Origin of the sequence: Accumulibacter sp. (genome assembly GCF_029255145.1) — a bacterium.
Taxonomy (GTDB): Bacteria; Pseudomonadota; Gammaproteobacteria; order Burkholderiales; family Rhodocyclaceae; genus Accumulibacter.
The window spans coordinates 20,960-45,972 of the sequence record NZ_JAPUVQ010000113.1; the positions used below are offsets into that span (position 1 = coordinate 20,960).

At 65.0% G+C, this 25,013-nt stretch carries 21 protein-coding genes and 1 pseudogene; 11 read left to right on the top strand and 11 right to left on the bottom strand.

Annotated elements, in window-relative coordinates; genetic code table 11:
• The first annotated feature begins 155 nt into the window (after positions 1-155).
• Positions 156-1,064: a UTP--glucose-1-phosphate uridylyltransferase GalU gene (galU, locus tag Q1L50_RS12330; protein WP_300339183.1), complete on the top strand. Its 909-nt coding sequence runs from the start codon at positions 156-158 to the stop codon at positions 1,062-1,064.
• Between the two features lie 32 nt (positions 1,065-1,096).
• On the opposite strand, the gene Q1L50_RS12335 is transcribed toward galU, so the two are convergent.
• The 4 genes from Q1L50_RS12335 to Q1L50_RS12350 form a co-directional block, all read right to left on the bottom strand.
• Positions 1,097-1,792 (bottom strand): RES family NAD+ phosphorylase, encoded by a 696-nt coding sequence (locus tag Q1L50_RS12335; protein ID WP_300339184.1) that lies wholly within the window; start codon positions 1,790-1,792, stop codon positions 1,097-1,099.
• A complete protein-coding gene (locus Q1L50_RS12340) occupies positions 1,792-2,229 on the bottom strand; it encodes an antitoxin Xre-like helix-turn-helix domain-containing protein (RefSeq protein WP_300339186.1) in 438 nt (145 codons plus the stop codon). The genes Q1L50_RS12335 and Q1L50_RS12340 overlap by 1 nt, the downstream gene beginning before the upstream one ends.
• A gap of 118 nt (positions 2,230-2,347) precedes the next feature.
• Positions 2,348-3,355 carry an NAD-dependent epimerase gene (locus tag Q1L50_RS12345; protein ID WP_300339188.1) on the bottom strand — a complete coding sequence of 336 codons (1,008 nt, stop codon included), beginning with the start codon at positions 3,353-3,355 and terminating at the stop codon, positions 2,348-2,350.
• A gap of 92 nt (positions 3,356-3,447) precedes the next feature.
• Positions 3,448-4,770 (bottom strand): UDP-glucose/GDP-mannose dehydrogenase family protein, encoded by a 1,323-nt coding sequence (locus tag Q1L50_RS12350; protein ID WP_300339190.1) that lies wholly within the window; start codon positions 4,768-4,770, stop codon positions 3,448-3,450.
• On the opposite strand from Q1L50_RS12350, the gene Q1L50_RS12355 reads away from it, so the two are divergent.
• The 5 genes from Q1L50_RS12355 (at position 4,754) to Q1L50_RS12375 (ending at position 10,882) form a co-directional block, all read left to right on the top strand.
• On the top strand, positions 4,754-5,104 hold the full coding sequence (locus Q1L50_RS12355; protein ID WP_300339192.1) for a hypothetical protein: 351 nt from the start codon (positions 4,754-4,756) through the stop codon (positions 5,102-5,104). The two genes, Q1L50_RS12350 and Q1L50_RS12355, sit on opposite strands and share 17 nt — an antisense overlap.
• Positions 5,105-5,118: 14 nt before the next feature.
• Complete coding sequence (gene nirB / locus Q1L50_RS12360) at positions 5,119-7,548, top strand: nitrite reductase large subunit NirB (RefSeq protein ID WP_300339194.1); 2,430 nt, start codon at positions 5,119-5,121, stop codon at positions 7,546-7,548.
• 17 nt (positions 7,549-7,565) lie between these two features.
• Complete coding sequence (gene nirD, locus Q1L50_RS12365) at positions 7,566-7,874, top strand: nitrite reductase small subunit NirD (protein WP_300339196.1); 309 nt, start codon at positions 7,566-7,568, stop codon at positions 7,872-7,874.
• Between the two features lie 29 nt (positions 7,875-7,903).
• On the top strand, positions 7,904-9,115 hold the full coding sequence (locus Q1L50_RS12370; RefSeq protein ID WP_300339198.1) for a nitrate/nitrite transporter: 1,212 nt from the start codon (positions 7,904-7,906) through the stop codon (positions 9,113-9,115).
• Between the two features lie 84 nt (positions 9,116-9,199).
• Entirely contained in the window at positions 9,200-10,882 is a 1,683-nt protein-coding gene (locus Q1L50_RS12375; protein ID WP_300339200.1) for a bifunctional protein-serine/threonine kinase/phosphatase, read from the top strand.
• 341 nt (positions 10,883-11,223) lie between these two features.
• On the opposite strand, the gene Q1L50_RS12380 is transcribed toward Q1L50_RS12375, so the two are convergent.
• The gene (locus Q1L50_RS12380; protein WP_300339202.1) at positions 11,224-11,652 is read right to left on the bottom strand and encodes a hypothetical protein; all 429 of its coding nucleotides are present in this window, start codon (positions 11,650-11,652) and stop codon (positions 11,224-11,226) included.
• Positions 11,653-12,005: 353 nt separating this feature from the next.
• Positions 12,006-12,442, bottom strand: a pseudogene (locus Q1L50_RS12385) (IS5 family transposase); the annotation flags it as partial.
• A 226-nt stretch (positions 12,443-12,668) separates the two neighbouring features.
• Here Q1L50_RS12385 and typA point away from each other — a divergent pair.
• A complete protein-coding gene (gene typA / locus Q1L50_RS12390; protein WP_300339203.1) occupies positions 12,669-14,510 on the top strand; it encodes a translational GTPase TypA in 1,842 nt (613 codons plus the stop codon).
• A 122-nt stretch (positions 14,511-14,632) separates the two neighbouring features.
• Here typA and Q1L50_RS12395 read toward each other — a convergent pair whose 3' ends face one another.
• The 5 genes from Q1L50_RS12395 to Q1L50_RS12415 form a co-directional block, all read right to left on the bottom strand.
• A complete protein-coding gene (locus Q1L50_RS12395) occupies positions 14,633-15,766 on the bottom strand; it encodes an SDR family oxidoreductase (protein WP_300339205.1) in 1,134 nt (377 codons plus the stop codon).
• Complete coding sequence (locus Q1L50_RS12400) at positions 15,748-17,568, bottom strand: AMP-binding protein (RefSeq protein ID WP_300339206.1); 1,821 nt, start codon at positions 17,566-17,568, stop codon at positions 15,748-15,750. Before Q1L50_RS12400 ends, Q1L50_RS12395 begins: the two co-directional genes overlap by 19 nt.
• Positions 17,569-17,616: 48 nt before the next feature.
• Entirely contained in the window at positions 17,617-18,699 is a 1,083-nt protein-coding gene (locus tag Q1L50_RS12405) for a hypothetical protein (RefSeq protein WP_300339207.1), read from the bottom strand.
• Positions 18,700-19,264: 565 nt separating this feature from the next.
• Entirely contained in the window at positions 19,265-19,870 is a 606-nt protein-coding gene (locus tag Q1L50_RS12410; protein WP_300339208.1) for an ACP phosphodiesterase, read from the bottom strand.
• Entirely contained in the window at positions 19,867-20,235 is a 369-nt protein-coding gene (locus Q1L50_RS12415) for a DUF3301 domain-containing protein (protein WP_300339209.1), read from the bottom strand. The genes Q1L50_RS12410 and Q1L50_RS12415 overlap by 4 nt, the downstream gene beginning before the upstream one ends.
• A 165-nt stretch (positions 20,236-20,400) precedes the next feature.
• On the opposite strand from Q1L50_RS12415, the gene Q1L50_RS12420 reads away from it, so the two are divergent.
• The 4 genes from Q1L50_RS12420 to Q1L50_RS12435 are packed head-to-tail and all read left to right on the top strand — an operon-like array spanning position 20,401 to position 24,993.
• On the top strand, positions 20,401-21,861 hold the full coding sequence (locus Q1L50_RS12420; RefSeq protein ID WP_300339211.1) for a TolC family protein: 1,461 nt from the start codon (positions 20,401-20,403) through the stop codon (positions 21,859-21,861).
• Positions 21,858-23,069 carry an efflux RND transporter periplasmic adaptor subunit gene (locus Q1L50_RS12425; protein WP_300339212.1) on the top strand — a complete coding sequence of 404 codons (1,212 nt, stop codon included), beginning with the start codon at positions 21,858-21,860 and terminating at the stop codon, positions 23,067-23,069. Before Q1L50_RS12420 ends, Q1L50_RS12425 begins: the two co-directional genes overlap by 4 nt.
• On the top strand, positions 23,069-23,773 hold the full coding sequence (locus tag Q1L50_RS12430) for an ABC transporter ATP-binding protein (protein WP_300339214.1): 705 nt from the start codon (positions 23,069-23,071) through the stop codon (positions 23,771-23,773). Before Q1L50_RS12425 ends, Q1L50_RS12430 begins: the two co-directional genes overlap by 1 nt.
• Complete coding sequence (locus Q1L50_RS12435) at positions 23,773-24,993, top strand: ABC transporter permease (protein WP_300339216.1); 1,221 nt, start codon at positions 23,773-23,775, stop codon at positions 24,991-24,993. Before Q1L50_RS12430 ends, Q1L50_RS12435 begins: the two co-directional genes overlap by 1 nt.
• Positions 24,994-25,013: the final 20 nt, after the last annotated feature.

The following is a 25,013-nucleotide window of genomic DNA, read 5'->3' on the forward strand; positions in this document are numbered from 1 at the left end:
GCGGCCTGGACACCCCCAGGGCGTCCCGCGCGCTACAATACCCGGTGCTCGGCCATGACGCCGGAAGGGCCCGGCCGGCCGTTGCGCCGCACTAAGCTCCCCCGAAGGCTGGCGGTCCCACGCAAACTGGACTGGATGATGACTGGAACTGGATGATGACTGGAAAGAGATCCGACGCACCGATTCAGAAGGCGGTCTTCCCGGTCGCCGGTCTCGGAACGCGCTTCCTGCCGGCGACCAAGGCCAGCCCCAAGGAAATGCTGGCGGTGGTAGACAAGCCGCTGATTCAATACGCGGTTGAAGAAGCCTACGCCGCCGGAATTCGCGAGATGATCTTTGTCACCGGCCGCAACAAGCGGGCCATCGAAGACCATTTCGATACTGCCTGCGAGCTGGAAGCCGAACTCGTCGCGGGCGGCAAGGCCGAGCTGATGGCGCTGGTCCAGTCGATCAAACCAGAGGACATGGATTGCGTGTATATCCGCCAGCCCCGCGCGCTCGGCCTCGGCCACGCGGTACTGTGTGCCGAACGACTGGTGCGCGGCGAGCCCTTTGCCGTCCTGCTGGCCGACGATCTGATGATCGGCGAGCCGCCGATCATGCAGCAGATGACCGAAATTTTCGCCGAACGCCAGTGCAGCATCCTGGCCATCCAGGAAGTGCCGAAGAACCAAACGCATCGCTACGGGATCGTCAAGGGCGACCCGCTGACCGCCGATCTGCTGGCCATCAATGGCCTGGTCGAAAAGCCCCGGCCAGAAGTCGCACCGTCCAACCTGGCGGTCGCCGGCCGCTACATCCTTACGCCGGCGATCTTCGACCTGATCCGGGTGCAACCGCGCGGGGCCGGCGGCGAGATCCAGCTGACCGACGGCATCGCCGCGCTGCTCAACACCGAACAGGTGCTGGCCTATCGCTACCACGGCACCCGCTACGACTGTGGCAGCAAACTGGGGCTGATGCAGGCCTGCGTCGTCCTCGGGCAAACCCACCCCGAACTCGGTCGCGATTTCACCGCCTGGCTGCAGAGCCGACAAGCGATCGTGGCGGCGACCGCCGGCTGAAGGAGCTTGCCCGCACAGCCGGCCCTGGCCAGCTAGGCGTCAGGCACGATCGGGGCGACCTGCGGCTGCGGGTCGCCGGCCCAGGTCAGGCGATACGCCGCTCCGCGGCGCAGATGGCCGACCAGCGCCGGTCTGAAGCACGCCAGGTTGGTGCCGCCGTGGCGGCGTACGCTGGGGTAGACGATCCCCATCGACCCGGCGTCGAGCAACTCTGACGCCAGCTCCTGCGAAGCCAGATAGCTGTCCGGATCGAGACAGCCGACGAACGCCGGCGCACGGCGCAGGTCGTGAAACTGGCCGCTGAAGTCGGCGAGCAGTGCCTGATAGGCGACGCTGTCGTCGAAACGGTTGATCTCCTGATACTCGACGGTCTTGTGGAAGATGATTTCGGCCATCGCCGTCGGCAATTCGAACGCGCAATACCAGGCACCGCGGCTGCTGTCGTTGAAGCGACTGCCTTCCGGGCGCGGGTAGGTGAACGCGGCATTGATGATCCGGAAGTTCGGCACGCCAAACACCAGCTCATCGACGCCGATCCCCGGCAGGCCGCCGCTCTCGCCGAGCAGGCGCTCGTTGGTGGCGTTGTCGAGATCGAACAGGTCCCGCAAGTGGTCGACGTCCTCGGCCAGCGCGCCGAGCACCGACTCCTCGCGGTCGGCGAAGCGCGAGGGAATCAAGCGGATGGTGTCAAACCGGCGAACGCGGGACAGCGGCGGCGGGCGCTGCATCACACCCCGCCACGCCGCGCTTCGAGCAGTTTGCGAACCGTCTGCATGGCCAGCAGACCGCCGCCGAGCATGTAAGCCAGGGGCGTACGCCCGGCGAAGATCCGGTTGCGGTTGGGCAAACCCGCCCATTGATCGGCAAGCGCGTCGCCGTACAGGATGTGCAAGGCCTTGTAGATGCCGATCAGGTACGAGATGCGCGTGATGCGATCGACCTCGAGCACCCGTGCCGGGTTTTTCTTCCACTCGTAGAAGGCGCTGCTCGACAGCCCGCCGAGCAGCTCGCGGGCATCCTCGTCGCGCAACTTCCAGGCCTCCGCCAACTTGAAGAAGCCCTGTAGCGCCGATTTCGACAGCCGCTCGCGCTCGGACCGGGCGCTCAGATCAACCAGAATCGCCGGTTCGAAGCGGCTGGCGGGGTAAGCATACGCAAGATTCATGACGCGTCTCCTTTTCCGGAAAGTTTACACTCCAGATAAGGAATTGCAAGGCAAACGAGTGTCGCCGCGTGCCGGCTTGCGGCGAGGGACGAAGCCCACCGGTCAAACCCGGCGCGCGTCAAACCCCGTAGTACTCGCGATACCAGGCGACGAAGCGATTGACGCCTTCCTCAAGGGGAGTCGCCGGCGCGAAGCCCAGCCAGTCGTCGAGCAGGGCGGTGTCGGCGTAGGTCGCCGGCACGTCGCCGTCCTGCATCGGCAACAGGCGCTTTTCGGCGGTTTTGCCGAGGGCTCTTTCGATCGCTCCGATGAACTCGAGCAGCGGCACCGGCTGGTGGTTGCCGATGTTGAAGACACGGTAGGGCACGTTGCTGGTCGCCGGGTCGGCTTCGTCCGGCAAGTAGTCGGCGTTGGCGGTAGCGGTTCGGTCGAGGATCCGCACGACGCCTTCGACGATATCGTCGACGTAGGTGAAATCGCGCTGCATCAGGCCGTGGTTGAAGACGTCAATCGGCCGCCCTTCGAGAATCGCCTGGGTGAACAGGAAGAGCGCCATGTCCGGCCTGCCCCACGGCCCGTAGACGGTGAAGAAGCGCAGACCGGTGGTCGGCAGGCCATAGAGGTGGCTGTAGGTGTGCGCCATCAGCTCGTTGGCCTTCTTGGTCGCCGCGTAGAGGCTGACCGGGTGGTCCACGCTATCGTGTTCGGAAAACGGCATGCGGGTGTTGCCGCCGTAGACGCTGGAACTGGAAGCATAGACCAGGTGCTGCACCTGCTGGTGACGGCAGCCTTCGAGAATGTTCAGAAAGCCGACCAGGTTGCTGTCCACGTAGGCGTGCGGGTTCTGCAAGGAATAGCGCACGCCGGCCTGCGCCGCGAGGTGGATCACCCGGTCGAAGCGCTCGTCGGCGAACAGCTTCTCGATCCCCGCGCGGTCGGCGATGTCGAGTTTGACGAAGCTGAAACCGGCCAGCGGCTTGAGTCGCTGCAGCCGGCTTTCCTTGAGCGAGACCGCGTAGTAGTCATTCAGATTGTCGAGTCCGACGACCTGGTCGCCGCGCGCCAGAAGCCGCAGCGCAGTGCTAGCGCCGATAAACCCGGCGGCGCCGGTCACAAGAACTTTCATCGGGTCACCCCTGTTAGGCAGGACCGCGATTCTACCCCAGCGCCATGGCGAAATGCCGCGTCACGGCCGCCGCCGGAATTTCGCCGCAGTCGCTACAAGCGCCCGACCGCGAAATATTCGAGCCCCGCCTTGCGCGGAATGGCCGGGTCGTAGAGATTGCGGCCGTCGAAAATCACCGGCGTCTTGAGCAGCGACCTGATCGCCGCGAAGTCCGGGGCGCGAAACTCCTTCCACTCGGTGACGATCGCCAGCACGTCGGCGCCGCGCAGCGCATCCATCGGCTGGCTGCAGAATTCGATCCCCGCCTGGCCCGCAAAGATGCGCCGTGCCTCGTGCGTGGCGACCGGGTCGTAGGCGCGAATCGTCGCCCCGCGCGCCAGCAGGTCGGCGATCAGCACCCGGCTGGGCGCTTCGCGCATGTCGTCGGTATTGGGCTTGAACGCCAGCCCCCACAGGGCGACGGTCTTGCCCGACAGGTCGTCGCCCAGGCGCTTGACGATCTTTTTCGTGAGCACACCCTTTTGGGCGTCGTTGGCGTCTTCGACGGCCTGCAGCACCTTGAAGTCGTAGCCGCTTGCGTGCGCGGTACGAATCAGCGCCTGCACGTCTTTCGGAAAACACGAACCGCCGTAACCGACACCGGGGTAGAGGAAGTCGAATCCGATCCTTGGGTCCGACCCAATACCCTTGCGCACCAGTTCGACATCGGCCCCGAGCAGCTCGCTGAGATTGGCCAGCTCGTTCATGAAGCTGATCCGCGTCGCCAGCATCGCGTTGGCCGCGTACTTGGTCAGCTCGGCGCTGCGCACGTCCATCACCAGCAGCCGCTCGTGGTTGCGCTGGAAGGGCGCGTAGAGCTCGCGCATGATGTCTATGGCGCGCTGATCGCTCGCGCCAACGACGATCCGGTCGGGCTTGGTGAAGTCCTCCAGAGCCGCCCCCTCCTTCAGGAATTCGGGGTTGGAGACGACGCTGTAGTCGATCCGCTGCTGGCGGCGCGCGAGTTCTTCGGCTATCGCCGCCTGTACCTTGTCGGCGGTGCCCACCGGCACCGTCGACTTGTCAACCACCACCTTGTACTCGCGCATGTATCTGCCGACGCTGCGCGCAGCGGCCAGGACGTACTGCAGGTCAGCCGATCCATCCTCATCCGGTGGCGTGCCGACAGCGATGAACTGCAGCACGCCGTGCGCAACGGCTTCCTCGATGTCGGTGGTAAAGCGCAGGCGGCCGGCATCGGCATTACGTCTGACCATCGCCTCGAGGCCAGGCTCGAAGATCGGGATGCCACCGGCGTGCAGAATGCGGATCTTCTCGGCGTCGAGGTCGAGACAGAGCACGTCGTTGCCGACGTCGGCCAGACAGGTTCCGGAAACAAGACCGACGTAGCCGGTGCCGATGACAGTAATTTTCATTTGCAACGATCTCCAGAAGCACGGCAGGAAAAGGCCAGAGGCGGGCCCGGAAGTATCGCCGGCCCTCCATACCACAGTCAATCGAAAAACCCTTCTGGGCGATGGAGCCGGATCGGAAACCGCACGGGGCAAGCGTCTTCCGATGGCGGCTGCCGCCGCCAGCACCATTTTGTCGCACGCCGCACCAGATTTCGCACCTGTGATCCGGGAGATGCCCCGAAATTGTGCGCCGCATCATTTCAACCACCATTCACGCCGCAAAAAGACATTGCAAATCATAGCCAATGGATTCTGGCACGCCGATTGCTTCAGTGCCTCCATCAAAATGCATTGAATGGAGTCGCGAAGATGAGCAAGAAGAAACTGGTGATGGTCGGCAACGGCATGGCGGGCGTCCGTACGCTAGAGGAATTGCTGAAGATCGCCCCCGATCAGTACCAGATCACCGTTTTCGGGGCCGAACCGCACCCGAACTACAACCGCATCCTGCTCTCGCCGGTGCTCGCCGGCGAGATGACGATCCAGGACATCATCCTCAACGACCACCAGTGGTACGCCGACCACGGGATCACGCTGCACCTCGGCAAGAAGGTCAACCGGATCGACCGCGTGCAGCGGCGGGTGATCGCCGAGGACGGCACCGAAGAGGCGTATGACCGCCTGCTGCTGGCGACCGGCTCGAACCCCTTCATGCTGCCGGTCCCCGGCAACGATCTGCCGGGGGTGATCTCGTACCGTGACATTGCCGATACCGACACCATGATCGACGCCGCCCGCCGCTACCGGCACGCGGTGGTGATCGGCGGCGGCCTGCTCGGTCTCGAAGCGGCCAACGGCCTGAAGCTGCGCGGCATGGACGTGACCGTCGTGCATCTCGCCGACTGGCTGCTCGAACGCCAGCTCGACCAGACCGCCGGCCGGATGCTGCAGAAATCACTCGAAGAGCGCGGCCTCAAGTTCCTGCTCGGCAAACAGACCGAGATGCTGGTCGCCGGCGAGAGCGGCCGGGTCGCCGCCGTCCGCCTGAAGGACGGCCTGCAGTTGCCGGCCGACCTGGTGGTGATGGCGATCGGCATCCGCCCCAACATCGCCCTCGCCGAGTCGGCGGGGATCTACTGCAACCGCGGCATCGTGGTCAACGACACCATGCAGACCTACGATCCGAAGGTCTATGCCGTCGGCGAGTGCGTCGCCCACCGCGGCATCGCCTACGGTCTGGTCGCGCCGCTGTTCGAGCAGGGCAAGGTCGCCGCCAACCATCTCGGCAACTACGGCATCGGCCGCTATACCGGTTCGGTGACCTCGACCAAGCTCAAGGTCACCGGCATCGACCTGTTCTCGGCCGGCGACTTTTTCGGCGGCAGGGATACCGAGGAGATCATCCTCAACGATGCCGCCGGCGGCGTGTACAAGAAGCTGGTGATCCAGGACAACAAGCTGGTCGGCGGCGTGCTCTACGGCGACACCGCCGATGGCCCCTGGTATTACCAGCTGCTGCGCGACGGTCAGGACATCCACGAGATTCGCGATCACCTGCTGTTCGGTCAGTCGCACGTCGGCGACGTCGGTCACCAGGGCCACAGCAAGGCGGCGGCGATGGCCGACAGCGCCGAAGTCTGCGGCTGCAACGGCGTCAGCAAGGGCACCATCGTCAAGGCGATCAAGGAAAACGGCCTGTTCACACTCGACGACATCAAGAAGCACACCAAGGCGTCGTCGTCCTGCGGCTCTTGTGCCGGCCTCTGCGAACAGATTCTTTCGGCGACCATCGGCGGCGCTTACACACCGGCGGCGTCGAATCGCAAGCCGGTCTGCGGCTGCACCGATTTCTCGCACCAGGAAGTGCGCGACGCGATTCGCCAGCAGCCGCTGCTGAGCATCGGCGAAACGATGCGCTTCCTTGAGTGGACGACGCCGGATGGCTGCGACAAGTGCCGTCCGGCGCTCAATTACTATCTGATCTCGACCTGGCCGAAACAGGCGAAGGACGACCCGCGCTCGCGGCTGATCAACGAGCGCGCGCACGCCAACATCCAGAAGGACGGCACCTACTCGGTGGTGCCGCGGATGTGGGGCGGACTGACCACCGCGTCCGAGCTGCGACGGATCGCCGACGTCGCCGAAAAGTACCAGGTGCCGACGATCAAGGTGACCGGCGGCCAGCGCATCGACCTGCTCGGGATCAGAAAGGAAGACCTGATCGGCGTCTGGAAGGACCTCGACATGCCCTCTGGCCACGCCTACGGCAAGTCGATCCGCACCGTCAAGACCTGTGTCGGCCGCGAACACTGCCGCTTCGGTACGCAGTTGGCGATGGACATGGGCGTCAAGCTCGAAAAGATGCTCTTCGACATGTACTCGCCGCACAAGGTCAAGCTGGCCGTTTCGGGTTGCCCGCGCAACTGCGCCGAGGCCGGCATCAAGGATGTCGGTGTGATCGGTGTCGATTCGGGCTACGAGCTGTACGTCGGTGGCAACGGTGGCATCAAGACCGAGGTCGCGCAGTTCTTCGTCAAGGTCGGCAGCGACGAAGAGGTGATGGAGTACGCCGGCGCTTTCCTGCAGCTTTACCGCGAGGAAGGCTTCTACCTCGAGCGCACCTGCCACTACCTCGAACGCGTCGGCCTCGAACACGCCAAGAACCGCGTCGTCGAGGACGCCGACAACCGCAAGGCGCTGCACGGACGTCTGCTGGCCGAGTTGCAGGACGCCAGGGATCCCTGGGCCGAGCGCATCGCCGGCGTCGAGAAGAACGAATACGAAGTGCTTTCGGTATAGCGGACTGGAGAACAGAAATGGCTGAATGGAAATCGATCTGCAGGATCGACGACATCCCGAAACTGGGAAGTCGCGTGGTCAGGTCAACGAGTGGCGACATCGCGGTCTTCCGTACCTCGAGCAACGAGGTCTTTGCCCTGCGCGACCGCTGCCCGCACAAGGGCGGTCCGCTGTCGCAGGGAATGGTCCATGGCAACCAGGTGACCTGCCCTCTGCACGGCTGGAAGCTGCACCTGGACTCCGGCGAGGCAGTCGCCCCCGACCAGGGCTGCTCGCGCCGCTACCCGATCCGCGTCGAAAGTGGCACGGTTTTTCTTGAAATCTGAGCTCTCAATCTAACCAACGGACCACGACAATGGACAACTCGTTCTGGAAGGCCGGCCACCGGCCGACACTCATCGCTTCGTTTCTCTACTTCGACCTGGCGTTCATGGTCTGGGTGATGCTCGGCCCGCTCGGCGTCCAGATCGCCAGCGATCTCGGCCTGACGCACGCCCAGAAGGGAATGATGGTCGCCACGCCGGTGCTTGCCGGGGCGCTGCTGCGAATCGTCATGGGACTGATGGTCGACCACCTGAAGCCGAAAATGACCGGCGCCATCGGCCAGGTGGTGGTGATGGTCTCGCTGTTCTTCGCCTGGTACCTGGGCGTGCACAGCTACCAGCAGACGCTGATTCTGGGCGTCTTTCTCGGCGTTGCCGGCGCCTCCTTCGCGGTCGCGCTGCCACTCGCCTCGCGCTGGTATCCACCCGAACACCAGGGAACGGCGCTGGGCATCGCCGGCGCCGGCAACTCGGGCACCGCGCTGGCGGCGCTGATCGCGCCGAGCCTGGCGATCGCCTACGGCTGGACCAACGTCTTCGGGCTGGCGCTGCTGCCGCTGCTGCTGGTCTTCATCTACTACATGATCGCCGCCAAGGACTCGCCCGAATGCCCGCCGCCGAAGTCGCTCGCCGAGTACCTGAAAGTGCTCAAGGACGCCGACGCGTGGTGGTTCATGTTCTTCTACTCGGTGACCTTCGGCGGTTTCGTCGGCCTGGCCTCGTCGCTGACCATCTACTTCAACATCCAGTACGGGCTCGACGCCAAAACCGCCGGTTTCTTTACCGCCGCCTGCGTCTTCGCCGGTTCGCTGGTACGGCCGATCGGCGGCAACGTCGCCGACCGCATCGGCGGCATCAAGAGCCTGTCGGTGATGTACGTCTTCGCCGCGATCTTCCTGGGCATCGTCAGCGTCGGCCTGCCCGAGGCGTGGATGGCACTGCTCGCCTTTGTCGGTGCGATGCTGGCGCTGGGCATGGGTAACGGCGCGGTGTTCCAGTTGGTGCCGCAGCGCTTCCGCAAGGAAATCGGCGTCATGACCGGACTGGTCGGCATGGCTGGCGGCGTCGGCGGCTTCTACCTGGCGTCGTCGCTGGGCTACGCCAAGCAGCTCACCGGCAGCTACCAGGTCGGCTTCCTGATCTTCGCCGCGCTGGCATTGCTGGCGCTGGCCGGACTGAGCGCGGTCAAGAACCGCTGGCGCACCACCTGGGGTGCGGCGCACCTCACCGCCGCCAAGATCTGATCCGGCGAATCCTTTCAACAGCCGGGGGCGGCAGGGTACATTGCGTACCTTCCGCCCCCTTCTCGTTTACGGAGCAGCGTCTGCATGCCGCTAAAGGTTGACATCGGCCATTCCTCGCTGACCGGTCCGCGCCAGCGCAACGAGGATTTCTGCGGCATGGTCACCCCACACGGGGCCGAACTCGAAAACAAGGGGCTGATCGCCGCCCTTGCCGACGGCGTCGGCGGCCATCAGGGCGGGCGCGAAGCGGCCGAATACACCGTCCGCGGCCTGCTCTCCGACTACTACGCGACACCCGATACCTGGAGCGTGCCACACGCGCTGGAAAAGGTCGTCGTGCCGCTCAACCGCTGGGTGATGGCCGAAGCCGGCCGGCAACCGGAGCTCACCGGCATGGCCACAACGCTGACCATGCTGGTCCTGCGTGGCCGCCGCTACGTCAGCGGCCACGTCGGCGATTCGCGGCTCTACCTGTTGCGCGATGGCGGCTGCACGCAACTGACCGTCGACCACCTCTGGGAACACCCGGAGCTGAAGAACGTGCTGTCGCGCGCGGTCGGCCTCGACCGTCATTTCCGGATCGACTTCGCCGACGGCGAACTGAAAGAGGGCGACTGTTTCCTGCTCTGTTCCGACGGCGTTTGGGGCGTCCTCGGCGATGCGCGCATCCGCGCGACGTTGCTTGCCCATCCCGACGCGCAGCAGGCCGCTGCGTCGCTGACCAGCCTGGCGCTCGCCGCCGGCGGCCAGGACAACGCCAGCGCCGTCGTCGCGCGAATCGACGAGCTGCCCCCCGAGAACCTTCGCGACTCGCTCGAGGGCACCGCGCGCCTGCCGCTGCCGCCGCTGTTCAAACCGGGCCAGGAAATTGACGGGCTACTGATCGACGAAGTGCTGCACGACTCACGCGCGACGCTGCTCTACCGCGTCACCGACCAGGCGTCTGGCCAGCAGCTGGTGCTCAAGACGCTGCGCCCGGAGTTGGCCGACGACCCCGACGAGATCCGCGCGCTGATCATGGAGGAGTGGCGAGGACGACGCATCTCCTCGCCATTCTTCGCGCAACTGCTGCCAGCCGATCGACGCAGCTGCCTGTACTACCTGCAGACCTGGCACGAGGGCGCAACGCTGCAGCGGATGCTCGACGCCGACCTCCATTTCACCGTCGCCGATGCCGTTCAGCACGGCATCCGGCTGATCAAGGGGCTGTCGGCGCTGCACCGGCTCGACGTCGCGCACCGCGATATCAAACCCGACAACATCCACATCGGCCGCGACGGCCGCCTGCGCATTCTCGACCTCGGCGTCGCGATCAGCCTGTCGGAAGACGACCCCGCCGCCGGCAGCCCGGGCACCCCCAGCTACATGGCACCGGAGCTGTTCGCCGGCGAGCAGGCCGGCCCGCCGCACGACCTTTATGCCGCCGGCGTCACGCTGTACCACCTGCTGACGCGCAAATACCCCTACGGCGAGATCGAGCCCTTCCAGCACCCCAGATTTGGCGAACCGATCGCGCCGACGCGTTACCGGCCAGACATCCCCGGCTGGCTGGAGAATGCACTGCTCAAGGCGGTCGCCAAAGACCCGGCGCAGCGCTTCGAAACCGCCGAGGAATTTCTGCTGGCACTGGAACGTGGCGCCAACCGCCCGGTCGGCCGACCACCGGTCACGCCACTGGCGATGCGCAACCCGCTGCTCACCTGGCGGGTCATCGCCGGCGTTTCGCTGCTGTTGAATCTGGTGCTGCTGATGCTCTTGAACCGCTGAGTCGGCGGATATTTCCGAAACCGTACCCCGGCACCGCCGCAAAAGTCACCGGGATTCGACCGGCCACCCCTCCACGCTGCACATGAAAGAGTGTTGGCCGATTACGTCCGTGTTATTTCAGGCTGGCCTTTACCCAATCATCCAATTTCTTCTGGTGGCTTTGTTGGAGATTGGTGGCCATCAAATTGAGCATTTCCGTGTAGGCGCCACTGAAGAGGCTGGTCCAGAGTCCGGGCCGCCGTGGCCGTCTGACCCATGTGCGTCACCTCCTGCTGCACAGCCTATCGGGACGACCGTCACCAGGCGATCGAGTCCTCTCTTTGCAAGCCGCGGCAGGAGCCTCAGGGCGAGGCACAAGCGGCTGGAAGAACGGTGATTTCGACCATCCACGCGTTTTTCTTTGCAAACGACACGTCCGCCACCGGCGACAAACGGTAAGTGCCGGAACGCAGGGGGATTTCCGCCTTTGACGCGTCCATCTTTGCAACGCCGGCCGGGGCGGGCGCGCGTTCCCGCTGCCGAGCCCGATTGCGTGCGACGTACTCCGGATGCTGCTCTCGATACGTGCGCCAGTAGTCGGGGTGACGCTCCGCCCAGGCCTTCTGCGCACGCTTCTGGTCCTCGCGGTAGTCGGGATCGCTGTGGCGCTTGGCCGCCTGCCAACGCCGTCGCCGTTCGCGCTGGCAGGCGGCGGCACAAAAACATTGGTCGGGGTTCTGCGGACGCGGCCGGAACGGCTGGTGACACGCCTCGCACTGTCGGAATTCCATGACGGTTTCTCCCCACACGACGTCGTGCGGGAAGAATGGGCCCGTGCCGGGCTTCCTGTCGCGGAGCCGGAGATCTGACGAGGCCTGAGCGCAACCTGGCGGCGGGCGAACTGGGCGGACGCGGCGAGCTTGGCGAAGGGGCTTGACCGCGCAATCAGAAGGTCGGGCAGCCGGACCTACGCGCGCGGCCGCGTTGCCAACAGGCATGACCTACAACCGACCGAGCTTGGGGAGTTACGAAGTTCGGCTCCGGGGAGCCGCTACGGACCTCAACCAGGGCTCACTGGGTCACGCTTGATGGGTCAGCTTCGGTGAGCAAAGGCGGGTCAGTTCCGGGGAGCGTCAACGACTGCCTCACCACCCGTGAGTCGAAACCGGGCAAGAGAGCCCAATCCTTCAACCAATGCGTGAATCTTGGTACTCAACCGGCCGCGGGATCGCCCAAGCGCTTGGTCACCGTTTTTTTTGTGCACCCGCTGCGTGCTGGTGGGCGCGTACGATGGTGCTGTCGATAATTGCTTCCTCGAAATCGGCGTCGTCAGCCAGCTGAGCGAAGACCTGATGCCAAACGCTTCGACGCGACCATCGGCCAAAGCGTTGATAGACGCTATTCCATGGCCCGAATTCCGATGGCCGGTCTCGCCATGGACTGCCGGTCCGTGCAATCCACACGACGGCTTCAACAAGCAGACGATTGTCCGCCGCTGTTACGGCCCGGGTCGCCCTTCTTACCAGGCAACAGCGCTTCGATCCGCGAAAGCTGATCGTCTCTGAACCACATTAGTGCCATCCTGACTCTGCCCAAAAGTCAGGATATGACCAATAATCAACCGCTGTGGACAGCCAGTTTGTAAGTGCTTGATAGTGAGAAGCCGTTTAATCCATTTGTTGACAATGGCATTTGAGGGGCATGCGGAAAGTCAACACGCTCTAGGCGCCCGCGGTTTTTTGCAGCGCAGCACGAACGGTCCCGTCCGTGCTAGAATAACGGCCCTTCCTGAGAGGCTTGACCCTAAATGTCCCGCGCCATCCGTAACATCGCCATCATTGCCCACGTCGACCACGGCAAGACGACCCTGGTTGACAAGCTGCTGGTGCAGGCGGGCAGCTTCTCCGCGCACCAGCACATTACCGAACGGATGATGGATTCGAATGACCTCGAGAAAGAGCGCGGCATCACCATCCTGGCCAAGAACCTGGCCGTCGACTATGCCGGAGTGCACATCAATATCGTCGATACCCCGGGACACGCCGACTTCGGCGGCGAAGTCGAGCGGGTGCTGTCGATGGTCGATGGCGTCCTGCTGCTGGTCGATGCCGTTGAAGGCCCGATGCCGCAAACCCGCTTCGTCACCAGGAAGGCACTCGCTCTCGGTTTGAAGCCGATCGTCGTGGTCAACAAGATCGACCGCGATGGCGCGCGTCCGGACTGGGTGGTCGACCACACCTTCGACCTCTTCGATAAACTCGGCGCCAACGACGAGCAACTCGATTTCCCGGTAATCTATGCTTCGGCCATCAACGGCTACGCAACGCTTGATCTGGCCAGGCCTTCGCCCGACATGCGGCCGATGTTCGAGACGATTCTCAAGCACGTTCCCCCACCGCACGCCGACGAGATCGATGGTCCGCTGCAACTGCAGATTTCAGCGCTCGATTACTCGAGTTACGTTGGCCGGATCGGCATCGGCCGTCTGCAGCGGGGCCGCCTGCAACCGGCGCAACAGGTGCTGGTGATGTACGGGCAGGCGAGGGTCGACGGAACGTTCGAGCACGGCGCGCCCAAGACCGCCAAGGTCAACCAGGTGTTCGGTTTCCGCGGCATGGAACGGGTGCCGCTCAGCGAAGCGGTGGCCGGCGACATCGTTCTGGTGACCGGTATCGACGATCTGTCGATCGGCTGCACGGTCACCTCCATCGAGCAGCCCGAGGCGCTGCCGATGCTGCGCATCGATGAACCCACTCTGAACATGACCTTTATGGTCAACAACTCGCCCTACGCCGGCACCGAGGGCAAGTTCGTCACCAGTCGGCAAATCGGTGAGCGTCTGCGCAAGGAGCTGCTGACCAATATGGCCTTGCGCGTCGAGGAGACGTCGGAGACCGACAGCTTTCTGGTTTCCGGGCGCGGCGAACTGCACCTGACGATCCTGCTCGAGACCATGCGCCGCGAAGGCTACGAACTGGCCGTCGGCCGCCCGCGGGTGATCGTCAAGGAAATCGACGGCGAGCAGTGCGAGCCGTATGAGGCGCTCACTCTCGACGTCGAGGAATCACATCAGGGCGGAGTCATGGAAGCCCTCGGCTATCGTCGCGGTGACCTGCAGGACATGTCTTCGGACGGGCGCGGTCGCGTCCGTCTCGAATACCGGATTCCGGCGCGCGGCCTGATCGGCTTTCAGGGGGAGTTCCTCAACCTGACGCGCGGCACCGGGCTGATCAGCCATGTTTTCGACGAGTACGCGCCACTCAAGGGCGAAATTCCGGGCCGCCGCAACGGCGTCCTGATCTCCGCCGAGCGGGGCGAAGCGGTCGCCTATGCACTGTGGAAGCTGCAGGACCGTGGGCGGATGTTCAGTAGTCCGGGCGACAGACTCTACGAGGGCATGGTGATCGGTATCCACAGCCGCGAGAATGACCTGGTGGTCAATCCGATCAAGGGCAAGCAGCTGACCAACATCCGCTCCTCGGGTACCGACGAGGCCGTGCGTCTGGTACCGCCGGTCGCGCTGACGCTCGAGTCGGCGGTCGAATTCATCGCCGACGACGAACTGGTCGAAATCACCCCGAAGAGCATCCGCATCCGCAAGCGCCTGCTCACCGACAACGAGCGCCGACGGGCGTCGCGCGAAGGCTAGCTGCTGCGGCGAGGTCGGCCGGCACGCCCGGCTCGGCTTGGCCCCATGGCGCGCACAGCGCAGGTCAGGTCAGCAATGACGCTTGCTCCGGGGCCACCGTTGCGCCTCCCACAGCCTCCACGCTATCGCGGTCGCAAACTTTCCAGGTAATAGCCCAGCACCTGCTCAAGGTACTGCTCGGGTGCCGGTACAGCGAGCCCGGCGGCGGACAGCAATTCCTGCGTACGATGATTGGCGAAGGTCTGTTCGGTGGCCAGATAGTCGAGGAAGACCGGCAGCGTCCTGACCGCACGCCTGGCATCAGCCGGCATCAACAGGCTGGCTGCACTGATGATTGCGCTGAACACACCGGTTGGCAGCTTGATCAGCGGTGGCACGCGGCGCCCGGCCTCGGCAAAAGCGCGCCGAACACGTTCGCGCAGCGGGTCAAGCGCCAGCGCCAGCGCTGGTCCCGAACACGAATGGATGATCCGGCCAGTGCTGGCCGCTGCCGTGCTCGACCAGGCGATAGCCTTGGCGACGTAGTCCGCAGGGACAATATCGAGTCGCGCGACACCAAGATCCGGGGACATTCCGAACGTGCGCCTGCCAGACAAGAACTCGCACAAATGGTAAAAGACCTGAAAATGGATGATCCGGCCATCGCTCCCGTTGCCAACGACCATGCTCGGCCGATGCACGGTCAGCGGCAGACCTCGTTCGAGTTCGACGCGGACGACCTCCTCGGCTTCAGCCTTGGCCTGCTCATAGGTGTTGTGAAAGTTCCGGGGTGCGGTCAGCCATTCTTCCGGCACCTTCCCATGCGTGCGCCCACCGACGCCGACGGTGCTGACGAACTCGACTTTCTCGAGACGCGCACAACCGTGCGCCAGCGCGATGATGTGGCGAGCCGAATCGACCGAAGAGTGGCGAGCCTGCTCGATCGGCAGGTTCATCCGCACATTGCCCGCCGAGTGAATGATGTGCGTGCTAGTGGCGGCAAGCTGCCGATATTCGATGGCGTCCAGAGCAAAGGCCGGGCGCGTCACGTCGCCGCGCAGAACCCGTACCCGCTGGCGTGCGGCAGCCTCGGCGGGACCCATCTGCCAGAAGCCGTAGAGCGACTCCAGGCGCCCGGCCAGTTCGCCGAGCGACGCTGCCCGCAGCAGCAAGGTGACTTGCGTCTCGGGATCCAGCAGCAGTATCGGGACCAGGGAGCTGCCGATCGCTCCGGTGGCGCCGGTAATGAAGTAATTCTTCATGAACTGCAATAGCAAGTCAGTGCGTCCGCGCTCCAGGCTGTGAAGGCGGTGCCGTGAGCGGCATCGAGGTGGGCAAAGAGCTCGGCCAAGGCAACCTCGTGCTTGGCTGCGATGGCCTGCCGGCGCAGTTTCATGTTGGCCGTTATTTCGCCGCCGGAGACGGTCAGCGCCTGCGCCGTAATCAGCAATCCTGCCGGGCGCTGGTAGGCTGGAAGAGACCCGCTGGCGTCGGCAAGCTGCCGTCGCAGGCTCTGGAACGACTCCGCAACGCCCGCCTGCCACACCACCTCGCTGACCACCAGCAAGACCACGGGCTGCGGGCGACTAGCGCCGAAGGCCACCACGTGCTCCACTTGCGACACCTGCTGCAGCTGACTCTCGATGCCGGCGGGAGCAATGCGACGCCCGGTCGAGGTCTTGAAAATATCGCTCTTGCGACCAATCAGGGTAATGAAGCCGTCGGCATCGACAATCGCGAGGTCTCCAGTTGCCAGGTAGCCATCGGCATCCAGGGTGGCCGGACCGCAAGCACTCGGCTCGCCAAGATAGCTGGAGAACACTCCGGGGCCGCGCACCAGCAGTTCGCCGTCGTCGGCCAGACGCACCTCGCTGCCGGGAAGGGGCTTGCCGACGCTGCCGAAACGAAAGCTGTCGGGTCGATTGAGGCACACCGGGATGATGTTTTCGCTGATCCCGTAGGCTTCGAGGATCGGCAAGCCGATCGCGTGAAAGCGTTCGAGCAGCCACAGCGGCATCGGCGCCGAGCCGCTGACCATGAACTGCAGATCGCGGCCGAGCACCTTGCGCAGCTTGCCGAGGGCCAGCCAGTGGGCGGCCAGAAACTGCAGGCGGGAAGCGATTCCGAGCCGGTGCCCGGCTCGCGTTGCCGCGGCTCGCCGGTCACCGACCCGCCACGCCCAGTGCACCACTTTCTGTTGCCAGGCCGGCTGCTGCGCGACGACCTGCTCGATACCCACGTACAGCTTCTCGAAAAACCGCGGAACACCGATGAACAGAGCCGGTTCGATACGCCTGACGTAGTTCATCACCTCGCGCGGGTCAGCCACGTAATAGGTTTGCGCGCCACGACCGATCGCGCTCAGATTGATCATTCGCTGGAAGAGATTCGATAGCGGCAGCCAGCACGCCAGACGACTGCCCTCGCCGACCTGCGCGTAAGCGGAGAGAATCGCCGCGGCGGCGAGACACATCTGCCGATGGCTATACGCGATACCCTTGGGTTCACCGGTCGTTCCGGAGGTAAAGATGATCGTTGCCGGAGCGTCGGCCTGCGCCTGATTCCAGTCTCCGCCGGAGTTCGTTTCAGCGAGAAGCTCTTCGAGTGGCACAACGCCCTCTACCCCGGCGGCATCGAAGCAGACGACGAAATCGAGCCCTCGCCGAAACGCATCGCCAAGCCGATCAAGCTGAGAAGGGTGCGCCAGCACCAGACCCGCGAAGTTGCAGCGGCGAGCTATCTCGCCAATGTGCGCGTCAACTGCATAGGGGTCGAGGCCGACGGCAACACCGCCCGCGGCCAGGATCCCGAGTTGGGCGAAGTCCCACTCGCGGCAACTCGGCGCCATGATGCCAACCCTTGCGCCAGCGGACACGCCGAGCTTCCGGAAACCATTGCTGAGGGTGGCCACCGCCTGGCGGTAGCCACTCCAGGTGGTGCCCAGCCACTCCCCGCCGGCTGACGAAACCTGGAACAGAGCAGGGTCGTCTGGAGTCAGCAGACTGCGGGCAAGCAGCATCCCGGGTACCGTCCAACCGCTGCTTTCCATCGACACGTCACCGGCCGGCACGCGGCTCACGCCAATCTTGCCGCCCGTTGGTCGCTCTGACGGTTGCACAGCAGCCGCCTATCGCTGCTCGACGACCGGATCGTAGGCGCCTCGGCACCGGTTGATGCACAGATCGTCGGCAGTCAGGCCAAGCCAGGCCATGCTCCGGGTTACTTCCTTTCCCGGACCGAGCCGCTTGCGGATCAAGAAGTCGACCACCGGGCCCATGACCCGCCAGTAATTGCGGTTGGCCTTGCCGTGCCGGATCAAACTGGAAAACTCCGGAGCGTACGGGTTGTAGCCAAAGGTGCGCAGATCGGAATACATCAGCAACCAGTTGATCGGGTAGTTGCTGTGAATCGGGTTGGCATGCCTGCTCGATGCCACCAGGCCAAGATCGACCACTTTGCGCATGATTTCCTCCTGATTGTACGGCCAGGCGTGGAATGGAGCGAGGTAGCGCGGCACCTGCGTTCCCGCAGGGTGGCTCCTGGGGTTGTAGAAGCGGGCAAGATCCTCGGCGCTAAACTCGCCGCAGCTTGCCAGTTCCGGCGGCGTCCAGTCGGTCTCGCAGAGCAGCTGCCGCGAAAACTCGTAGAGCATGCGCTCCGGCTCCGGTTGGCCGGGGGAGTATCCTGCCAGCACCAGCGGGATGCCTTTGGCGATCGCCAGCTTGATCGCGTCGCCCTCGAAGAGAGGCGCATAAACGTACGACAGCGTGTAAACCGCACCGCGTTCCTCCTGGTTGCGCAGCAGATAGCGGAAAATCTTCTTGTAGAACTCGGGTGCGGGCGAATAGCTGACGTGGTCGATATTCAACTTGCCCAGGGCACGCCTGATGTTATCCCAGGCCAGCGCCGGAATGTTGATGTCGACCGTGAACGCCAGTACCTTGAGCTTGAGCTCGACGGCCAACCGGTAGAGGAGGAAGACGCTGTCCTTGCCGCCGCTGAGCGGCACCAGGCAATCGTACTCACCCTGCCCTCGACACTCGGCCAGGGCCTTCTCGAAATCAGCCTCGTAGGCTCGTCGGGCGTCTTCCGCCCTGGCGGCCTCCGCGGCCAGCGACACGTCGTCGCGGCATAGGTTGCAGATGCCGTCTGCTGACAGCGACACGCCTGGAACGCGATCGGGCACCAGACACTTGGTGCATCTTTGCATTTCACCATCTCCACGCACCGGGTGAACGCTGAACGGGAGCGCATGCCGTGTTTGGCCCACCCCTTTCCCACAGCAAGAGGTCTTGGTTGGCTGCAGCTTCCAGATTGGCCCAGCCAGTTCGAAAAACGCTTGCGACCCACTGCCATCAACGTCAATCGTTCACGACCGCGCAAGAGGCCGCGGAGTCTGGTGGCCACCCAGGCACCGGGCAAACGCCTTTTCTTGCCACACCCCGGGCGCCGATACGACCAATGCCAGCAGCAACGTCTGTTCAGTAGCGAGCCGGCAATTACCATCCCCGGCCATTCAGTTCCGGATTACAGGATAGCCCCGCGCAGCCTCGGCTCAAGATGCCGCCAGAGGATGCGGAGGCAGCCTGGCCGGCGGTTGAAGCGGTTGAGTCCGGCGCTGGCCGAGCCTGCCAGCGTAGGAGTGCCGAATAATCGGGGAAGACGGCGGAATTGTCCATACCATCGTCGACTTCGCCATCGATCGAGGAAGCCGGCGAGACGAAGCGGGGCTACGCCGCGCAATGGCCCGATCGCCCGGGCTCGTGCGTCCCGTCTCAGCTGCCGCCCTCGATTTCTCGCCGGAACTGCTCGGAAAAAGCGACCGCTGCTGGAAAGAAATCGAGGAAATCGCGCTCGAAATGCGGATAAGCGCTGCTCAGTTCGCTGCCGGCGCCCGCCAGGCTGTTGCGGCGGCTGATGCGGTGCGCTGCGATCTGGTCGAGGGCACGGCCTGCCGCCGCCAGCTCCCGATAGCCGGCGAGCCAGTCCTCCTGGCGCATTCGCGGCAGCATCTGCGCCAGGCGATCGGGCAACGGCGATCGCTGCGCGAGCAGCGCGTACACGCCAGCCGTAAAGGATTCGAGCGGCTGCTCGGAAAAACGAGCCCAGTGCACGGCAAGAAAGTGGTCGTAGAAGACGTCGATGATGACGCCGCTGTAGCGGCGGCGCTCGACGCTGATTCGCTGCCGGCTCCGGCAGAAGACAGCGTGGGCGTCGGCAAAGCTGTCGATCCGCCGGTGCAGGGCAAGGCCGCGCTGCAGTGCTGCGCTGAGCCCAGGCGGCGCTGGCCGCAGCGGCCCCTTGACGAAATCGCCGAGCAGGGCACCCAGGCGGTAGTCGTCATCGGGGCCGGCGAGCAGCGCGTGCGCCAGGTAGTTCACGACGGCAGACGCGGAAACTGCCGACGCTCCGGCTCACACTCGCTCGCGACCAGGCGCAACGCAGACCCGGGCACACGCGGCAAGTGCAACAGCAGCAACTCGCTGCCCAGCAGCGTGATCTGGCCGTTGCGCCGATTGTCGCCGGTGTCGCTGTACTCGAAACGATAGACGCGACGCAGCCGCAAGCGGCCCTCGTCGTCGCGGGCAGGACGCAGCGACGCCAGCGCCACGGTGTCGTCGAGCAGTTGCAGCTGGTCGGCATCACACGCCGCGCGTACCGCGCGAATGCCCGCCTCTCGTGCCCTGAAACTATCCAGCCAGAGCCAGCCGGCGGCCAGCATGCCGAGCAGGCTGAGGGTTTCCATCCACGGCATCGCGAGCGTTACCGCCTGGGCCGCGCGCGCAGGCCCGACAGCGCACGCTGGCAAGAGCTCGCGAAATCGATCTTCTTCCGGGCCACTGCGAATACTCCCGAGTAGGTGAGTCGCTGATCGGCGCGATCGCCACCAGCTTGGCTATACTAGCGAAAAATGCCCGACACCACATCCCGACCGGATTCGCCGCTGCACCGCGCTGCCCGACTCTCGCTATTACTTGCGGCGCTGTTTGCCGCCATCCCGGGCAAGCTGTCGGCCCTTGAAACCATGGCGAGCAGTGATCCGTTCGACACCCGCGCGATCACCCCGCCGCGCCCGGCGCTCACGCTCTCCGGCCCGGACAGCGCCGACCTGCCGTGTCGGGCGCTGCCCGCCGACGCCGCCTACGGGGTGCTCGAAGTCATCGACCTGGCGCTGTGCAAGAACCCGACCACCCGTGAGGTATGGTCGATCGCGCGCGTCCAGGCGGCGCAGGTCGGCGTGGCGCAGTCGGAATTCCTGCCGACGCTCGACGGTCGGCTGGCCGCCAGTCGGGTGACCATCGATTCGCGAAGCGCCAACCAGCGCAGTGCCGCGCTGACCCTGTCGTGGCTGCTGGTGGACTTCGGCGCCCGGTCGGCGAACCTCGAAGTTGCACGGCAATTGCTCAGCGCAGCCTCGGCGACGCTCGACTCGACCGTACAAAGTGTTTTTCTCGGCGCGCTCCAATCCTATTACAACACCCAGGCCGCGCGGGCAGCGGTCACCGCCGCGGGGGAGTCCGAGCGAGCGAGCCGCGAGAGCCTGTCGGCGGCCGAGGTCCGCTACCGGGTCGGCACCGGCACCCCGGCTGACCGCCTGCAGGCGCAAACCGCGTGGTCGCAGGCGACGCTCACCCGCATCCGGGCTGAAGGCGTGCTGCGCAACGCCTACGGCCGGCTGGCCAAGGTCATGGGACTCGACGCCAATCAGGCGCTGCGACTTGACGAGATTCCGGCAGCCGTGCCCGACGCCAGCTTCGACCGGGACGTTGCCGAGCTGATCGTCGAAGCGCGCCGGCAACGACCGGAGATGAAGGCCGCCGAAGCCGAATTGCTGGCGGCGCAGGCCGGCGTCGACTACGCGCGTGCCAGCGGACTGCCAACTATCTCGCTCAGCGCCGGACCGCAATGGCAAGACCTCGGCGGACTATCCACCAACGGCAATTCGGTCGGGCTGACACTCAGCCTGCCGCTCTTTTCCGGATTCAACACCACCTACAACGTCCGCGCCGCGCAGGCGAGAAGCGACGTCCAGGCGGCGCGCCTTGACAGCACCAGCCAACAGGTGGCACTGGACGTCTGGGAGGCGTATCAGAGTCTGACCACCGCCACCCAGACGATCAGGACTACCGCCGACCTGCTGGCCAGCGCCGAGCAGTCCGAGCGCGTCGCGCTGGGACGCTACAAGGCCGGCGTCGGCAACATTCTCGACGTCCTCAACGCCCAGAGCGCACTCGCTTCCGCACGCCTGCAGCGGATCCAGGCGATGCTCGACTGGCGGGTCTCGCGCGCAGCGCTGGCCAGGGCGGTCGGCGTTCTCGACGGCAGCCTGCTGCTGTCGGTCGACGCTACCTGGAAAGCCGGAAAACCATGAACATCACCTTCGGAAAATCGGCTATCGCCGTGCTGCTCGTCGCCGTGGCTGCCGCCGGTGTGTACTGGCAACGTCAGAACGCCGCCCAATCGCCCGAACAGCGCTACAAGCTGCAGATGGTAGATAAAGGCGACGTCACCCAGACCGTGTCGGCCAACGGCACACTCAACCCGGTGGTGCTGGTCAATGTCGGCACCCAGGTGTCGGGAACGGTGACCAGGCTGTACGTCGATTTCAATGACAAGGTCGAAAAGGGACAGGCCCTGCTCGAACTCGACCACTCGCTGCTCGCCGCGCAGGCGCGGCAGACGGCCGCCAACGTGCTCAACGTGGCGGCCGCGCTCGATCTGGCTCGGGCCAATGAAGCGCGCATGCGAGAGTTGTTTGCCGAGGAGTACGTCTCGCGCCAGGAACTCGAACAGGCCATCCAGGCACGCCGCTCGAACGAGGCGCAACTGGCGCAGGCCAGGGCCGCCGCCGACAAGGACCAGGTCAATCTCCGCTACACGACGATCCGATCACCGGTTTCGGGTGTCGTCGTCGACCGCGTCGTCGACCTCGGGCAAACGGTCGCCGCCAGCCTGCAGACGCCGACGCTGATCAAGATCGCCCAGGACCTCTCCGAAATGCGCATCGACTCGAACTTCGCTGAAGCCGACATCGGCAAGATCAGGCCGGGGCAGAAGGTCCGGTTCACCGTCGACGCCTTTCCGGAGCGCAGCTTCGAGGGCGAAGTCCAGCAGATCCGCCTCAACCCGACTACCCAGCAGAACGTCGTCACCTACAACGTCCGCGTTTCGCTCTCCAACCCCGAACAAATCCTGCTGCCCGGGATGACCGCCTACGTCAGTATCGCCGTCGCCAGTCGCCGGAACGTGCTGCTGGTGGCCAACGCTGCGCTGCGTTTCAAGCCACCCGAGGGCGCCGGCAGCAACGGTGAGCAGGCGACCGCGGCAAAGACGCCAGCCGCCGAGCGTACCGGCGAGGGCAAGGGCAAGAAGCGCGACGCTAAGGGAGCCAACAGCGGCACCGTGCACATCATCGACAACGGCCGGCTGAAAGCGCTGAGCGTGCAGTTGGGGATCACCGACAGCCGCAATACCGAAGTGCTCGGCGGCGACCTGAAGGAAGGCGACCGGGTGGTGATCGGCGAAAATCTGGCCAATTCGGGCACCAAGCCGAGCAGCGTCGGCATGCGTTTGTTCTGATGTCGCAACCGCTCATTCGGGTCGCCGGGCTGGGCAAGTCGTACCGCACCGCCGCCGGTCCGTTCCCGGCGCTCAGGGGCGTCGCCCTGAGCATCGAAGCCGGCGAATTCGTGGCCATCATGGGCCAGTCGGGATCGGGCAAGTCGACCTTCATGAACCTGCTCGGCTGCCTGGACACGCCGAGCAGTGGCGACTACTTCCTGGTCGGCCACGACGTCGCCCGTCTGACCCGGGACCAGTTGGCGAAGCTGCGCAACCAGACCATCGGCTTCGTCTTCCAGGGCTTCAACCTGCTGCCGCGGATGAGCCTCGAAGACAACGTCGCCCTGCCGCTGGTCTACGCCGGAGTCGAGCGCCAGCCGCGGCGCCAGCGGGCGCGCCAGGAACTCGCCCGCGTCGGTCTTGCCGCCTACGCCGAATCGCTCCCCGGCCGCATCTCCGGCGGTCAGCAGCAGCGCGTGGCGATCGCCCGCGCGCTGGTCAACTCGCCGCAGCTGATCCTCGCCGACGAACCGACCGGCAACCTCGACAGCCATACCAGCGCGGAAATCATGGCCCTCTTTGCGCAGCTGAATGGCGAGGGCATCACCATCGTTCTGGTCACCCACGAGGCGGACATCGCCGCCTGCGCGCGGCGGCAGGTACGCTTTCTCGATGGCCTGATCGTCAGCGATCTCGCCACCCCGGCGCGAGCGGTCGGCTGATGTTCAAGGCGATGCTCGGCGAGGCCTGGTACGCGATGGGCGCCAACCGCTTGCGCACCGCGCTGACGATGCTCGGGATGGTCATCGGCGTCGGCTCGGTGGTGCTGATGATGGCCATCGGCCAGGGTGCCCAGTACGCGGTGGCACAGACCATCAGCACCATGGGCAGCAACCTGTACATTCTGATCTCCGGCTCGACCAGCGCCGGCGGCCTGCGCAGCGGCGGCGGCGGCGGCCCGTCGCTGACCGTCGCCGATGCCGAAGCAATTGCCGAACTCGACGGCGTCAGCAACGTCGCGCCGGTGCACCAGGGCACCCAGCAACTGGTCCATGGCCCGAACAACTGGAGCGCGACGGTGGTCGGCACAACGCCCGCCTACCTCGATGCGCGCGCCTGGACGATCGCCAGCGGTCACGCCTTCAGCGACTCGGACGTCCGCTCGGCGACCCGCGTGGCGCTGATTGGCCAGACCGCCGCCGATAACCTGTTTGGCGTCGACGATCCGCTTGGCAAGACCATCCGCATCCGCCAGAGTCCGTTCGTGATTATCGGCGTCCTCGGCAAGAAGGGACAGAACCTCGACGGACGCGACCAGGACGACACCGTCATCGTGCCGCTGACCACTGCCCAGCGCAAGGTTTTCGGCACCCCCTTTCCGGGGTCGGTACGGCTGGTCATGGTCCAGGCCGGTTCCGCCGAAGCGATGCCGGCGGTCGAAGCGGGCATGATCGCGCTGCTCCGCCAGCGCCACCGCCTGCGCGAAGGGCAGGACAACGACTTCTACGTGCGCAACCTGGCCGCCGCCGCCGACTCGGCGGCGGAAACGACGCGCGTGATGTCGGTCCTGCTCGGCGCCATCGCCTCGGTCTCGCTGCTCGTCGGCGGCATCGGGATCATGAACATCATGCTCGTGTCGGTGACCGAACGAACGCGCGAGATCGGCATCCGCATGGCGATCGGCGCCCGCCAGAAGGACATCCTCGCCCAGTTCCTGCTCGAAGCGCTGATGATCTCGATCGCCGGCTGCCTGATCGGCCTCGTTCTCGGCATCGCCAGCGCGCTGTTGATCAACGCCATCAACGACATGGTGATCGTCATCTCCGGTGCATCGGTGCTGGTTGCCTTCGGCGTCGCCGCCGGCATCGGCGTATTCTTCGGTTTCTATCCGGCACGCCGGGCGGCGGCGCTCGACCCGATCGAGGCGCTACGCCATCAGTAGCCTTGCAGGCGCTACAATCT